This window comes from Burkholderia sp. ZZQ-2, from assembly GCF_050768715.1.
In the GTDB taxonomy this organism is placed as follows: Bacteria; Pseudomonadota; Gammaproteobacteria; order Burkholderiales; family Burkholderiaceae; genus Burkholderia; species Burkholderia cepacia.
Genome location: NZ_LDVA01000073.1, coordinates 1 through 13,605, shown reverse-complemented (window position 1 = coordinate 13,605; position 13,605 = coordinate 1). Strand labels below are relative to the sequence as shown.

Below are 13,605 nucleotides of genomic sequence, written 5' to 3'. Positions count from 1 at the left end.
GTGTTGTTCTGTAGCGGTGAATCAGTGCGCGATCGGCGACACTTCGAAGACGCAGTGGTCGTGATGCTCGGCCGCGCACTGCACTTCCTTCGATTGCGCACGCGGTGCGCCCTTGCCTTCCGGCGTCGTGTCGTTGACCCAGTCCATCGCGCCGGCGAACCAGCCCGCGAACATGTAGCAGAGCTTGCCTTCCTTGCCCGGCTGCTGGAGCACGAACGACGAGTGGCGCAGCTCGATCTTCGCGCGCGCGCCGGCCGGATCGGCCTCGATGATCGAGAACAGGCCCCAGCCGCGCTGCGACAGGCGCTTCAGGTAGTGCTCGAACACGGCCATGCCGGTCAGGCCGTGCAGCTTCGCTTCCTTGTCGCACCAGTGGTAAGCGGACTTGTAGCCGGCCTTGTAGAGGATCTCGGCATACGCTTCGACGCCGAGCGCTTCCTCGACCGCGACGTGGTTGTTCGTGAAGAAGTGACGCGGCACGTACAGCATCGGCAGCGCGTCGGTGGTCCAGACGCCGGTATCGGGATCGACGTTGATCGGCAGTTGCGGTTGCATCGTGGTGACTCCGTGAGGAAATGGGTCGCGCGGCTCAATGCGCGGGCGCGACATCGTCCGCGTGCCCGCGCGGCTTGCGCGGGCACGTCCCGATTTTTGTTGTTGAATCGCTGCGGGTGAGGCGGTCCGGCGTTCGCGGCGCTTACGCGCCCCACACGTCCTTGAACACGCGCACCCAGTTCTCGCCCATGATCTTGCGGATGCGCGACTCCTTCCAGCCGTGGCGTTCCATCGCGGCAGTCAGGTTCGGGAATTCGCCGATCGTGCGGATGCCGTCGGGGTTGATCACCTTGCCGAAGTTCGTCAGCTGGCGATAACGGCCCTTGTCATGCGTCAGCATGTCGAAGAATTCCTTCGCGTAGTCCTGCGTGAAATCCGTGCCGATGCCGACCGCGTCCTCGCCGATCAGGTTCACGACGTAGTCGATCGCCTCGATGTAGTCGTCGATGTTCGCCTCGATCCCGCGCTTCAGGAACGGCGCAAACATCGTCACGCCGACGAAGCCGCCCGCGTCGGCGATCTCCTTCAGCTGTTCGTCGCTCTTGTTGCGCGGATGCTCCTTCAGGCCCGACGGCAGGCAGTGCGAATAGCACACCGGCTTCTTCGAGAACGCGATCGCTTCCGACGACGTGTTGCCGCCCACATGCGACAGGTCGACCATGATGCCGACGCGGTTCATCTCGGTGATCACTTCGCGGCCGAAGTCCGACAGGCCGCCGTCACGCTCGTAGCAGCCGGTGCCGACCAGGTTCTGCGTGTTGTAGCAGAGCTGCACGACGCGCACGCCCATGTCGGCGAACGCCTCGATGTAGCCGATGTTGTCCTCGAACGCATGCGCGTTCTGGAAGCCGAGGATCACGCCGGTCTTGTCTTCCTTCTTCGCGCGGAAGATGTCTTCCGTCGTGCGCACCAGCGTCAGCAGCTCGCTGTTGTCGCGGATCTTCTTCTTCATCACGCCGATGTTGTCGACGGTCTTCGTGAAGTTCTCCCAGACCGACACCGTGCAGTTCGCGGCCGTGATGCCGCCGCGGCGCATGTCTTCGAACACCGGCTTCTCGAACTTCGAGATGTTCAGACCGTCGATGATGATGCTGTCTTGATGCAGCGTGCCCATGAGTGGCTCCAGTATTGTCGGGTCGGTCGGATCAGTAGATCGGGAAGCGTTCGCACAACGCGAAGATCTCGCGGCGCACGCGCTGTTCGGTGGCGTGGTCGCCTTCCGGGTTCGCGCGCAGCGCGTCGAACACTTCCAGGATCAGGCGGCCCACCTCGCGGAACTCCGCGACGCCGAAGCCGCGCGTCGTGCCGGCCGGCGTGCCGAGGCGGATGCCCGACGTGACGGTCGGCTTCTCGGTGTCGAACGGAATGCCGTTCTTGTTGCAGGTGATGCCCGCGCGCTCCAGCGCCTGTTCGACCGGCGCACCCTTCAGGCCCTTCGGGCGCAGGTCGACCAGCAGCAGGTGGTTGTCGGTGCCGCCGGTGACGAGATCGACGCCGCCCGCCTTCAGCACTTCGCCGAGCGCCTGGGCGTTCGCGAGCACGTTGTCGATGTAGGTCTTGAAGTCCGCATGCAGCACTTCGCCGAACGCCACCGCCTTGCCGGCGATCACGTGCATCAGCGGGCCGCCCTGCAGGCCGGGGAACACGGCCGAGTTGATCTTCTTCGCGATGTCCTCGTCGTTGGTCAGCACGAAGCCGCCGCGCGGGCCGCGCAGCGTCTTGTGGGTGGTCGACGTGACGACGTGCGCATGCTCGACCGGGTTCGCGTGGCGGCCCGCGGCGATCACGCCGGCGATGTGCGCCATGTCGACCATCAGCTTCGCGCCGACGCTGTCGGCGATCGCGCGGAAGCGCGCGAAGTCGAGCGCGCGCGGGTATGCCGAGAAGCCGGCGATGATCAGGTTCGGCTTGTGTTCGTGTGCGAGCGCTTCGACCTGGTCGTAGTCGATCAGCATCGTGTCGCGGTTCACGCCGTACTGGACCGCGTTGAACCACTTGCCCGACAGCGCCGGCTTCGCGCCGTGCGTCAGGTGGCCGCCGGCATCCAGCGACATGCCGAGGACCGTGTCACCCGGCTTGGCCAGCGCGAGCATGACCGACCCGTTCGCCTGCGCGCCCGAGTGCGGCTGCACGTTCGCATAACCGGCATTGAAGATCTTCTTGACGCGCTCGATCGCCAGCGCCTCGACTTCGTCCGCGAACTCGCAGCCACCGTAGTAGCGCTTGCCGGGATAGCCTTCCGCGTACTTGTTGGTCAGCACCGAGCCCTGCGCCTCGAGCACGGCACGCGACACGATGTTTTCCGACGCGATCAGCTCGACCTGCGACTGCTGACGCTCGAGTTCCTTCAGGATGGCGCTGCGCACCGGCGCGTCGCGCTCGGCAAGGGACTGCGAGAAGAAAGGCTGGGTGTTCGACATAGTGCGTCCGTGACGAAGAATAAGGGGCTGAAACCGAAGCTCAAGGCCCGCCCTGCCTGGGTTTCCCGCTCGTCCCGTACAAGGCTGCCGACGGCTCTATTCTTGTCGTTCGGATTTTCGGCGGATTGATGAATTTAGACGCGTTCTTTGCCTTTTCCGCCATCCGCGTCCGTTTTATACAAGTGACCGGTCGTGCTTTTTCGGATGACCAAGCAAATCGCCGTCGGCGGTTCACCTGTGAACAGGCACGCCGGCGGTGCGATTGCCGCCCGGTCGGGGTGCACTCCCTCACGAATACGGTGCAGTGCAGCATGCGGCTTTCAGCCATACAACGTATGGAGCTAGGGTTTAGCCGTATGGCACGCTTGTTGCGCTGGCTCACACAATACCGCAGCCCGATCCGTGCCCCGGGCCTATAGCTATTAGAGATTTCAGGAAGCTCCCCATGTCCCCCGACCGCACAGCGTCGCTGTCCCACTTCGCGTTCATGCCGTTACCGAATTTCACGATGATCGCGTTCACCAATGCGATCGAGGTGCTTCGGATGGCGAACTACCTGAGCGGCCAGCCGCTCTACCGCTGGTCGGTCATCAGCCCGGAAGGCGGCCCGGTCACCGCGAGCAACGGCCTGACGGTCGATACGGGCCCGGCCGAATGCGTGGGGCAGCCCGACATCGTGTTCGTGTGCGGCGGCGTCGACGTGCAACGCGCGACCACGCCCGCTCATCTGTCGACGCTGCGCCGCTTCGCACGCGCGGGCATCCCGCTCGGCAGCCTGTGCACGGGCACCTATGCGCTCGCGAAGTCGGGGCTGCTCGCGGGCTACGCATGCGCGATCCACTGGGAGAACATGTCGGCGCTGAAGGAGGAGTTTCCGGATACGCGCTTCCTGAAGGAACTGTTCGTGATCGACCGCGACCGCATCACGTGCACCGGCGGCGTCGCACCGCTCGACATGATGCTGAACCTGATCGCCGCACGCGTGGGCACCGCGCGCGTCACGCAGATCGCCGAGCAGTTCATCGTCGAACACGTGCGCGACACGAGCGCGCAGCAACGCATGCCGCTCGTCGCGCGCCTCGGCTCGGCGAACAAGTCGCTGTTCGAAGTGATCTCGCTGATGGAGAACAACATCGAGGAGCCGCTGTCGCGCGAGGAGCTCGCGCGGCTCGCGAACATGTCGCAGCGGCAACTGCAGCGCCTGTTCCGCGAACACCTCGGCATGACGCCGACGCACTACTACCTGACGCTGCGGCTGCGCCGCGCGCGCGAACTGCTGCTGCAGACCGACATGTCGATCATGCACATCACGATGGCGTGCGGATTCCAGTCGGCGTGCCATTTCAGCAAGAGCTATCGCGACGCGTTCGGCGTCGCGCCGACAAGGGAGCGTCGCAAGCAGGTCGCGCCGCTCGCGCAAGGCGCGGCGAGCGCCGCCCCCGCCTTCCCGGCGCATGTGCTGCATGCGTGAGCGTCGCTATGATCGACGCATGAAAAAAACGGCCTCGAAGGCCGTTTTTTCTTATGCGCTTACGATCCCCACACCTGCATTTCGTAGAGCGAGTAACCCCACTGCGTCGCGCGCTTCGTGCCGAGCATCCGCACGTAACGACCGCTGCCGTTGAGATTCGGCAGCGTAACGTGGGTATATGAACCGCCGTTGCTCGTCGAATAGATCGTCGTCCAGTTGGCGTTGTCGCTCGACGTCTGGATCTGATAAGCGAGCGCGCCCGCATCCCAGTACAGATCGACGTGATCGATGCGCTTCACAGCGCCGAGATCCACGGAGATCCATTGCGAACCGACACCGGCGCCTTCCGGCGAATCCCAGCGCGTGCCCGTGGTGTTGCCGTCGAACGCCTTGTCCGGCGTGAGCGACGCGTTGTAGCTCGCCGATGCAGCGGCCGGATGCCCCTGCGACAGCAGCACCGGCTGCGCGGCGGCCGGGCCGCCGTAATAGCTCGCCCCGAGCTTGGCCTTCGTCGTGTCGGCATTCACGCCGAACTGCGACAGGCTCCAGCGCTGGCCGGTCGTCACGTCGCCGACGTAGAGCTGATAACCGCCCGCCGTCGTCGACGAGAAGAACACGTAGTTCGTGCCGTTCACCGGTGCCGGATCCGAGTTGTTGCTCACGCAGTCGTTGATCGGCAACGCGTTCGGCGTCGACGCCGGGTCCGCGGTCTTCGTATAGATCTGGTCGGCCTGGCCGCTGTCTTTCCAGCGCGCGTAGAACACCATGCCGTCCGCACGCACGATCGGGTAGTACGTCTGCAGCCCGGCCGGATTGTCGAACGTCGCGGTCGCGCCGGTCGCGAGCGTGCGCTTCATCAGCCCCATGTTCGCGCCGGTGCCCGTCGCGTAGTACACGGCGCTCGAATCGGGCGCGAGATACGGCATCGAATACTCAGCGCCGGCCGGCGCGTTCGTCAGGCTCACGACCGACGTGAACGCCGGGCCCGCGCTCGTGTACGACAGCGTCGCCTGCTTGACGTCGCCGTTCTGCTTGAACACGAGCGTCTTGCCGTCGGCGCTGAACTTCGGATCCTCGTTGCGCGTGGCGCCCGTGCTGTTCGTGAGGTTGACGGGCGGCGTACCGGCGCCGAGTTGCAGCATGAACACGTTCCATGCGCCGTTGCTGATGCCCATGAACGCGAGCCACTTGCCGTCGGGGCTGAACACGCCGTTCATCGGATCGGTGATACCCCACGTGCTCTTGCTCAGTTGCGTCAGCGTATGGGCCGAAAAGTCGTAGAGGAACAGCTGGCTCGTGCCGTCGCCGTACTTCACGTAGCTGTGGTAGACGAGCTTGCCGGTCAGTGCGGCGGGGAACGTCGCGTTCGGCTGGGCGGCGGGATTGCTGATGCAGGCGGCCGTTGCGATGCCGCTCGACAGGTTGAGGGCGATGCCGGCCACGAGGCCGGCGACGAGAGTCTTCAATTTCACGCTGAATGATTCCGGGCAAGGTTGTGACGCCGCAGAAAAGGTCCCGCGCAGGATATGCGCGGGCCAGGAATCCGCCGTCGGGCAGCGTCGATTCCGGTCGGTCGGACATCGGGAACGCAGATTGCTCGAGAGCATGCCGGCTTGTCAGACGAAAGAAAAGAATCAGAGCCCGGCAAAAACATGCGGATCAGCAATTGGGGGCGCGCTTGCACGCGACGGGTGCCGTGCTACTCTTTTTTCGGCAAGGCCCCGATCGGGCGGAGGGCTGGCATGAAGCGATACGCTGTGCTCGCACGAACGATCGCCGACGCAATCCACCGCGGCGACCTGCCGCCCGGTGCGCGCATCCCCACCGTGCGCATGGCCTGCCGCGTGTATGGCGTGAGTCCGTCCACCGTGTTTCGCGCGTACTACGCGCTCGAAGGCGAGGGTCTGATCGTCGCGCGGGCGCGATCCGGTTATTTCGTTGCGAACCTCGAAGACAAACGCGTGCGGTTCGCCCACGATCCGCCGCGCAAGCCGGCCGCCGAGCCAACCGGCGACGACGATGTGCTGTTCCGCCTGCTCGACTCGCTCAAACGCGACGAGATCGTTCCGCTCGGCTCGGCCTTCGCCAGCTATTCCCTGTTTCCGATGAGCAGCCTGTGGCGCGCGATGGCGTCGGCGGCCCGCAACATGGATCGCACGGCGCTGCTGTCCGGCTTGCCGCCCGGCTACGACACGCTGCGCCGCCAGATCGCGCTGCGCTACCTGAACGCAGGCGCGGCGTTGCCGATGGACGAGATCGTCATCACGACCGGCGCGCTCGACGCGCTGACGCTCAGCCTGCAGGCACTGACCCGCCCGGGCGATATCGTCGCGATCGAGCGACCGGCATTCCACGCGGCCCTCGAGGCCGTGCAGCGCCTGCACCTGAAGGCCGTCGAGATTCCGGTCGACCCGCGCACCGGCCTCGATCTCGATGCGCTCGAAACGGCGCTCGACACGCATCCGGTGCGGGCATGCTGGTTCATGACGTCGTTCCACAACCCGACCGGCGCGACGCTGACCGACGAGCGCAAACGCGAGCTGATCGACCTGCTCACCGCGCGCGGCGTGCCGCTGATCGAGGATGACGTCTATGGCGAGCTGCATTTCGGAACGGCACCCACGCGCCCGGCCAAACTGTATGACGACAGCGGGCTCGTCCTGCATTGCGGTTCGTTCTCGAAATGCCTCGCGCCCGGGTTCCGGATCGGCTGGGTCGCGGCCGGACGCTACGTGCGGCAGATCCGTCAGGCTAAAGGCGCGAGCGCGCCGGCGGCCGACGTGCCCGCGCAGATGGCGATTTCGAACTACCTGCGCGACGGTGCGTACGACCGCTTCCTACGCAAGCTGCGCCGCAATCTCGCCGCGCACCAGGCGCAGATGCTGGCGGCCGTGCAGACGTATTTCCCGGACGGCACCGAAGTGTTCGCGCCGCACGGCGGGTATTTCCTGTGGATCGAACCGCCGCCGCGCGTCGATGCGATGCACCTGTTCGACGATGCGATGGAAAACGGCGTCAGCATCGCGCCGGGACCGATCTTTTCCGCAACCGGCGGATTCCGCCGCTATCTTCGGCTCAATTACGGCCGGCCGTGGACACCGGCCGTCGAGCACGCGATGGAGACCATCGGGACGCTCGCGGCCCGGCAGCGGCAGGACGGATAGCACGAAACGTGCACGTCGCGATGCTCCTTTTTGCGCATTGCGTTTCACACGCAGGCGACCAAGAATGAAGCGGAAGGTAACCGCGGAAGAACGTGCTCCGCTCACCCGACGTCACGGAGAATCCCATGAGCACCGCATGTGCACGACCGTCGACGACGCACGCGCCGCCGGATTCCGGCACGGGCCGATCGGTTGCCTTGCAGGAAAGCGTCATGTCGACCGGCGAACGTTCGCCTCGTTGACGGCGCCTGCCCGCTTCCGCCGATGCGAGTCCTGCCCAATCGGACGTTCCGCGCACGCGACGACTGGCGCGCGATCCTGAACGCGCGAGCCGACGCGCGGCGCACTGCCGGCTGCCGCTGCAGGGAATGCGGCTTCGTGGCCTTCCGCGCGCTCGAGCATTGCCCCGTGTGCGGCCAGTGGAACTGGCCGTTCGATCCGGTTCGCCGCACGCCGGACGACGCGCACACCATGCACGCGGTGCAGCGCTTCGATACGTGGTCGTCGCGCGTCGCGCGGACGCTTCGCAACGCGGCGTTCCGGCGGCCGCGCGCATCGAGCGCGCCGATCCTGAGCATCCTGACGCTCGTGCTGCTGGTCGGCGGCTACGTGATGGTCGACCGGACGTGCAATGCCGATCCGGTCTGTCGCGGCTCGAACGTATCGGGCGCGACGGCGAGCGATGCGGGTGCGTACGTGTCGAACGATCCCGTGCTGCCGGTCCTGCCGGCGCCCGCCTATCCGTTTCATTCGACTGATGGAACCCAGGTGGCGGCCGCGCGACAGCGCAGCCCGGATGTCGGCGAAGCCGCCCAGACCGCAGTCGCGCGGGCCGCGCCGGCCATCCGTGCACCCGATCGGCCGCGTGCCGCCACCACGGTTCGGGTGGCGGACCCGAAAGCCGGTCGCAATGCCGCGCATCGCGCCCGCACATTCCACCGAGTGAGCGCGCACACCGCACACACCGCGCGGGCGCGACGCACCACCACCGCCAGCAATACGCAACTCGCCCAGCTCTATCGCGGCCACTGAGCGCGCACGCGCCGTCCGTGCGCGCGCTTGCGTCGATTCATTTTTCTAAACCGCCCCTCGCAAAACCTCGTTTGCGCCGCGACGCACGCGTGACGTTCAATGGATCATTCGCCCGCGCCGGCGCGTATCGCGTTCCGGCCGCTCACCCGATCCACCGAACGGAGTCGTCGATGAATGCACTACAGCTCGTGACCCTTGCTGCCATCTGGGGCGCGTCCTTCCTGTTCATGCGCATGGGTGCACCGGAATTCGGCGTGGTCCCGCTGATCGCGCTGCGCGTCGCGATCGCGGCCGTGCTGTTGTCGCCGGTGCTGCGCAACGCGCAGGCGCGACAGGAATTCCGCTCGCACGTCGTGCCGCTGTTCGTCGTCGGCATCGCGAACTCGGCGCTGCCGTTCTGCCTGCTGACCTACGCGGCGCTGTTCGTGACGGCCGGCACCGATTCGATCCTGAATGCGACGACACCGTTGTGGACCGCGATCGTCGCATTCGCATGGCTGCGTACACCGCTGACGAAACCCCAGGCGATCGGCCTCGCGCTGGGCTTTGTCGGTGTCGTCGTGCTCGCCGGCTCCGCGGTCGGCGCCGGCACGCCCGGCGCACCGCGCGCGATCGCCGCCGCGATGCTCGCGACGCTGTCCTACGGGTTCGCCGCGCATTACTCGAAGCGCAAGCTGGCGAATGTCAGGCCGTTCGTGTCTGCGTTCGGCAGCCAGTTGTTCGCGGCGGTCGCGCTCGTGCCGCTCGCGCTGCCGATGTGGCCGCACGGCCCCGTTCACGCGTCCGCGTGGATCGCGGTGGTGCTGCTCGGCGCGATCTGCACGGCCGTCGCCTACCTGCTGTATTTCGGGCTGATCCGCAATGCGGGCGCGCAATATGCGGCGTCGGTCACGTTCCTGATCCCGATCTTCGGTGTCGTATGGGGCGCGATCTTCCTGCACGAGACGATCACCGCGCAGACGGTCGCCGGGTGCGCGATCATCCTGCTCGGCACCGCGCTCGCGACCGGCAAGCTCAAGGGATTCGCGGCCGCCGCCGTGCGCGGGTCACGCCAGTAGATCGCGCGGGCCGTCGTCGCCACCGCCGATCTCGCTCGCGAGCCAGTCGCGGAACGCGGCGATCTTCCACTCGTGCCGGCGCGCTTCGCTGCACACGACGTAATAGGACAACTCGGTCGGCCAGGGTCGCGCGAGCACGCGCACCAGCCGGCCGGCCGCGACTTCGTCCCGCGCGTAGATGTCGCGCACCAGCGCCATGCCCTGCCCGGCGACCGCCGCCTTGATCAGCAACGCATCCTCGCTGAAGCTCGCGCCGCGCGGCGCACGGGCATCCTCGATTCCCTGCGCGCGCAGCCACAGCGCCCAGTCGGCGCGGTCCGCGTCCTGCAGCAGCGGATACGACAGGCAGTCGGCCGGCGTGGCGATCGGGCGGGCGGGATCGAGCAGTCGCGGGCTGCAGACGGGCCACAGCTCGGGTGTCCAGATGCGGAACGATGCATGCCCGGGATAATGGCCCAACCCGTGCCGGATCGCGACGTCGACATAGTCGCGACGCAGGTCGACCAGTTGCGCGCGCGTTTCGACGGTGATTTCGATTTCGGGGTATGCGGCATTGAACGCGCCGAGGCGCTGCACGAGCCACGTGTTCGCGAAGGAGGCGGTGGTCGTCACGGCGAGGCGGACGATGCGCCGATTGGCACCGTGCACGTTCGCCCACGCGGCCTCGATCTCGTTGAAGCCGCCGGCGAGCTGATCGAACAGCGCGCGACCCGTGCCGGTCAGCTCGAGCTCGCGGCCGGTGCGCTCGAACAGGCGCACGGCAAGGCGATCCTCGAGATTGCGGACGTGCTGGCTGACGGCGCCCGGCGAAATGCAGAGCTGGTCGGCCGCCTGCTTCATGCTGGCGCAGCGCGCCACTTCGACGAACGTGTGCAACGCTGCAAGGGGAAGTGACTTGGCCATTCGTGGATTCGGCGCCGGGCGGCCGCGATGGAGTCGGGAACGGGCGACGATTATCGCAGCAATTCCGTGCGGCCGGGATCGGCGGTGCGCAGGCGTTCCGGCCCGCGCGATACCCGCGCGCGGCCTGCCCTTCCCCGTGCTTCCTCGGCAAAAACGGGCGACCCGTTTCCGGTGCCGCCCGTTTCGCGTGACGCGCTGCGCGCGTCGAACGCTAGCGCATCACGCCGCCAGCAACCCGTGCGGGTCGATGACGAATTTGCGCGGCGCGCCGCCGTCGAACTTCTTGTAGCCTTCCGGCGCCTGGTCGAGCGAAATCACTTCGACGTTGACGATCTTCGCGATCGGCAGACGGTCGAACAGGATCGCCTGCATCAGGTTGCGGTTGTACTTCAGCACCGGCGTCTGGCCCGTGAAGAACGAGTGCGACTTCGCCCAGCCGAGGCCGAAGCGGATGCTCAGGCTGCCGTGCTGCGCGGCCTTGTCCTTCGCGCCCGGATCGTCCGTCACGTACAGGCCCGGGATGCCGATCGCACCGGCCGGCCGCGTGATTTCCATCAGCGAGTTCAGCACCGTAGCCGGCGCCTCTTCCGCGTGGCCCGACGAGCCGTGGCCGTGCGCCTCGAAGCCGACGCAGTCGACCGCGCAGTCGATCTCGGGGACACCGAGAATCTGCTCGATCTGCTCGCCGAGCGACGCGTCCTTCGACAGGTCGACCGTCTCGAAACCCATCGCCTTCGCGTGCGCGAGGCGTTCCGCGTTCATGTCGCCGACGATCGTCACGGCCGCGCCGAGCAGGCGTGCCGATGCGGCCGCCGCCATCCCGACCGGGCCCGCGCCCGCGATATAGACCGTCGAGCCCGGCTTCACGCCCGCGCTCACAGCGCCGTGATAGCCGGTCGGCAGAATGTCGGACAGGCAGGTCAGGTCGCGGATCTTCGCCATCGCCTGGTCGCGGTCGGGGAATTTCAGCAGGTTGAAATCGGCATACGGCACGAGCACGTACTCGGCCTGGCCGCCGATCCAGCCGCCCATGTCGACGTAGCCATAGGCGCCGCCGGCACGCGAGGGGTTCACGTTCAGGCACACGCCCGTATGCGTGTCCTTGCACATCGCGCAGCGGCCGCAAGCGACGTTGAACGGCACCGATACGAGATCGCCGAGCTTCAGCGTTTCGACGTCGCGGCCGATCTCGACCACCTCGCCCGTGATTTCGTGACCGAGCACGAGGCCGACCGGCGCGGTCGTGCGGCCGCGCACCATGTGCTGGTCGGAACCGCAGATGTTCGTGCTGACCACTTTCAGGATCACACCGTGGCCGATCGCGCGGCCGCTCGGATCGACCATCTTCGGATAATCGATTTTCTGGACTTCGACCTGGCCCGGTCCAAGATAGACGACACCTCGATTGCTGCTCATCGTATTGTCTCCATGTCTCGTTGGTGGCGCCGCGGCGCGCCGGCGCCATCCGGCGCACGCGCAACGTGCTGTTCGAGAGTAGTCCCGGAGGCAGGGGCGCCGATGTCTCAAACGCGACACGCGTTTGAACGGCGCCGACATCGATGGCGGAAATGCGAAAGTCGGGCGGGAAACGATGGAAAGGTTTCGCGGGCGGCGTGGCGCGCGGGGGCGGGCCGGTCGTCGCGATCGGCCGCCCCTCTCCCGGGCAGGCGCTACCCGCCCTGATTCTCGCGAATGATCGCGGCCGCCGCCGCTTCCGCGTCGCTCGCCACCCCGTCGTGCACGCGCGTGCTGACGGCCGGCGTCGGCGGCTCGCTGTCGAGCGCGTGGCCGTTGCGGTCGTGCGTGTCGACCGTTGCGCGCATCGACAGCCCGACGCGCAGCGGATGCGCGGCGAGATCGCGCGGCTCGAGCGCAATGACGACCGGCACGCGCTGCACGACCTTGATCCAGTTGCCGGCCGCGTTCTGCGACGGCAGCATCGAGAACGCGCTGCCCGTCCCCGCCGAGAAGCCCTGCACACGGCCGCGATAGGTCACGCGCGAGCCGTAGAGATCCGACACGACCTCGACCGGCTGCCCGATGCGCATGTGGCGGATCTGCCCTTCCTTGAAATTCGCCTCGATCCACAGCCGGTTGAGCTGCACGATCGACATCAGCGGCACGCCGGGCCCGACCTGCTGGCCGACCTGCACCGAACGCTGCCCGATCGTGCCATCGACGGGCGCGACGATCGTCGTGCGCTTCAGGTTGCGGTACGCGAGCTTGAACTGCGCGGCCGCCTGCACGACGGCCGGGTTTTCGTCGACGGGCAGCCTGGTGCCGAGCGCGCGCGCCGCATCGAGCTGCGCCTGCGCGGCCGCGAGATTCGCCTGCGCACCGGCGACCGCCGCCCGTGCACGCGCGAGTTCCTCGGGTGCGACGATCTCGACCGATGCGCCCGAGCGCGCGGCAAACGCGCGCTGCGCGAGCGACAGGTCGGCGCGCCGTGCGTTTACGGCCTCGACGTACATCGTGTTCGAGATCTTCGCGTTCGCGACCTGCCGTACGGCCTGTGCGAGCTGCGCCTTCGCCTGCGCGAACGCGACGGACGCCTCGGTGTCGTCGAGCTTCACGAGCGTCTGGCCGGCGCGCACGGCCTGCGTATCGGCGACCACGACGTCGGTCACCGATCCCGGGATCTGCGCGGCGACCTGGACGATGCTGCCGGCGACGTACGCATCGTCGGTGTCTTCGTAATAACGATCGCTCATCAACCAGTATGCGATCCATGCAAGCGCGGCCACCAGCACGACCGCGAAGAACACGATGAAGCGCTTGCGACGCGTCGCGCGGCGCGCGTCGAGTGCAGGATCGTTCAGTGCGGCCGGCGGCGCGGCGGTATGTAGGTTGTCGTGGTGCATCAGTCGCTTTGCGTGACGATCAGACGATCGTGCTGGAACAGGGGGATCGGCGGCATGACCGGCAGGCTCGGCGCCGGAGTCGCGGCCGCCGTGCGCGCGGGAGCGGGGGTGCCGCGAGGCGTCGCGCCGACGGCCGGCGTG

General features: G+C 67.0%; 11 protein-coding genes. 4 read left to right on the top strand and 7 right to left on the bottom strand.

What is annotated here, in order from left to right:
* Positions 1-21 precede the first annotated feature (21 nt).
* The 3 genes from ABY44_RS03230 to ABY44_RS03220 form a co-directional block, all read right to left on the bottom strand.
* Positions 22-555, bottom strand: a complete 534-nt coding sequence (locus ABY44_RS03230; RefSeq protein WP_060086153.1) for a DUF5943 domain-containing protein — start codon at positions 553-555, stop codon at positions 22-24.
* Between the two features lie 142 nt (positions 556-697).
* Positions 698-1,669, bottom strand: coding sequence for a dipeptidase (locus tag ABY44_RS03225; protein ID WP_027789731.1), 972 nt, complete (start codon positions 1,667-1,669; stop codon positions 698-700).
* 31 nt (positions 1,670-1,700) lie between these two features.
* Positions 1,701-2,975 (bottom strand): serine hydroxymethyltransferase, encoded by a 1,275-nt coding sequence (locus ABY44_RS03220; RefSeq protein ID WP_027789732.1) that lies wholly within the window; start codon positions 2,973-2,975, stop codon positions 1,701-1,703.
* A gap of 445 nt (positions 2,976-3,420) precedes the next feature.
* On the opposite strand from ABY44_RS03220, the gene ABY44_RS03215 reads away from it, so the two are divergent.
* Positions 3,421-4,446 carry a GlxA family transcriptional regulator gene (locus tag ABY44_RS03215; RefSeq protein ID WP_059698436.1) on the top strand — a complete coding sequence of 342 codons (1,026 nt, stop codon included), beginning with the start codon at positions 3,421-3,423 and terminating at the stop codon, positions 4,444-4,446.
* A gap of 59 nt (positions 4,447-4,505) precedes the next feature.
* On the opposite strand, the gene ABY44_RS03210 is transcribed toward ABY44_RS03215, so the two are convergent.
* Positions 4,506-5,918 carry a discoidin domain-containing protein gene (locus ABY44_RS03210; RefSeq protein WP_060173702.1) on the bottom strand — a complete coding sequence of 471 codons (1,413 nt, stop codon included), beginning with the start codon at positions 5,916-5,918 and terminating at the stop codon, positions 4,506-4,508.
* A 270-nt stretch (positions 5,919-6,188) separates the two neighbouring features.
* On the opposite strand from ABY44_RS03210, the gene ABY44_RS03205 reads away from it, so the two are divergent.
* The 3 genes from ABY44_RS03205 to ABY44_RS03195 all read left to right on the top strand — a co-directional run bounded on the left by ABY44_RS03205 (position 6,189) and on the right by ABY44_RS03195 (position 9,700).
* Entirely contained in the window at positions 6,189-7,610 is a 1,422-nt protein-coding gene (locus ABY44_RS03205; RefSeq protein ID WP_431640838.1) for a PLP-dependent aminotransferase family protein, read from the top strand.
* A 264-nt stretch (positions 7,611-7,874) separates the two neighbouring features.
* A complete protein-coding gene (locus ABY44_RS03200) occupies positions 7,875-8,642 on the top strand; it encodes a hypothetical protein (RefSeq protein ID WP_060173704.1) in 768 nt (255 codons plus the stop codon).
* Positions 8,643-8,812: 170 nt separating this feature from the next.
* Complete coding sequence (locus ABY44_RS03195; protein ID WP_060173705.1) at positions 8,813-9,700, top strand: DMT family transporter; 888 nt, start codon at positions 8,813-8,815, stop codon at positions 9,698-9,700.
* Here the strand turns inward: ABY44_RS03195 and ABY44_RS03190 are convergent.
* The 3 genes from ABY44_RS03190 to ABY44_RS03180 form a co-directional block, all read right to left on the bottom strand.
* A complete protein-coding gene (locus ABY44_RS03190) occupies positions 9,689-10,603 on the bottom strand; it encodes a LysR substrate-binding domain-containing protein (RefSeq protein WP_060086149.1) in 915 nt (304 codons plus the stop codon). The genes ABY44_RS03195 and ABY44_RS03190 overlap by 12 nt on opposite strands.
* 219 nt (positions 10,604-10,822) lie before the next feature.
* Positions 10,823-12,019, bottom strand: coding sequence for a formaldehyde dehydrogenase, glutathione-independent (fdhA, locus tag ABY44_RS03185; protein WP_027789739.1), 1,197 nt, complete (start codon positions 12,017-12,019; stop codon positions 10,823-10,825).
* A gap of 254 nt (positions 12,020-12,273) precedes the next feature.
* Complete coding sequence (locus tag ABY44_RS03180) at positions 12,274-13,464, bottom strand: efflux RND transporter periplasmic adaptor subunit (RefSeq protein WP_060173706.1); 1,191 nt, start codon at positions 13,462-13,464, stop codon at positions 12,274-12,276.
* Positions 13,465-13,605 lie beyond the last annotated feature (141 nt).

What these genes read in the sequence shown, in the direction of transcription:
- ABY44_RS03230 (WP_060086153.1), bottom strand. Translation starts at nt 555, where the DNA reads ATGCAACCGCAACTGCCGATCAACGTCGATCCCGATACCGGCGTCTGG.
- ABY44_RS03225 (WP_027789731.1), bottom strand. Translation starts at nt 1,669, where the DNA reads ATGGGCACGCTGCATCAAGACAGCATCATCATCGACGGTCTGAACATC.
- ABY44_RS03220 (WP_027789732.1), bottom strand. Translation starts at nt 2,975, where the DNA reads ATGTCGAACACCCAGCCTTTCTTCTCGCAGTCCCTTGCCGAGCGCGAC.
- ABY44_RS03215 (WP_059698436.1), top strand. Translation starts at nt 3,421, where the DNA reads ATGTCCCCCGACCGCACAGCGTCGCTGTCCCACTTCGCGTTCATGCCG.
- ABY44_RS03205 (WP_431640838.1), top strand. Translation starts at nt 6,189, where the DNA reads ATGAAGCGATACGCTGTGCTCGCACGAACGATCGCCGACGCAATCCAC.
- ABY44_RS03200 (WP_060173704.1), top strand. Translation starts at nt 7,875, where the DNA reads ATGCGAGTCCTGCCCAATCGGACGTTCCGCGCACGCGACGACTGGCGC.
- ABY44_RS03195 (WP_060173705.1), top strand. Translation starts at nt 8,813, where the DNA reads ATGAATGCACTACAGCTCGTGACCCTTGCTGCCATCTGGGGCGCGTCC.
- ABY44_RS03190 (WP_060086149.1), bottom strand. Translation starts at nt 10,603, where the DNA reads ATGGCCAAGTCACTTCCCCTTGCAGCGTTGCACACGTTCGTCGAAGTG.
- fdhA (WP_027789739.1), bottom strand. Translation starts at nt 12,019, where the DNA reads ATGAGCAGCAATCGAGGTGTCGTCTATCTTGGACCGGGCCAGGTCGAA.
- ABY44_RS03180 (WP_060173706.1), bottom strand. Translation starts at nt 13,464, where the DNA reads ATGCACCACGACAACCTACATACCGCCGCGCCGCCGGCCGCACTGAAC.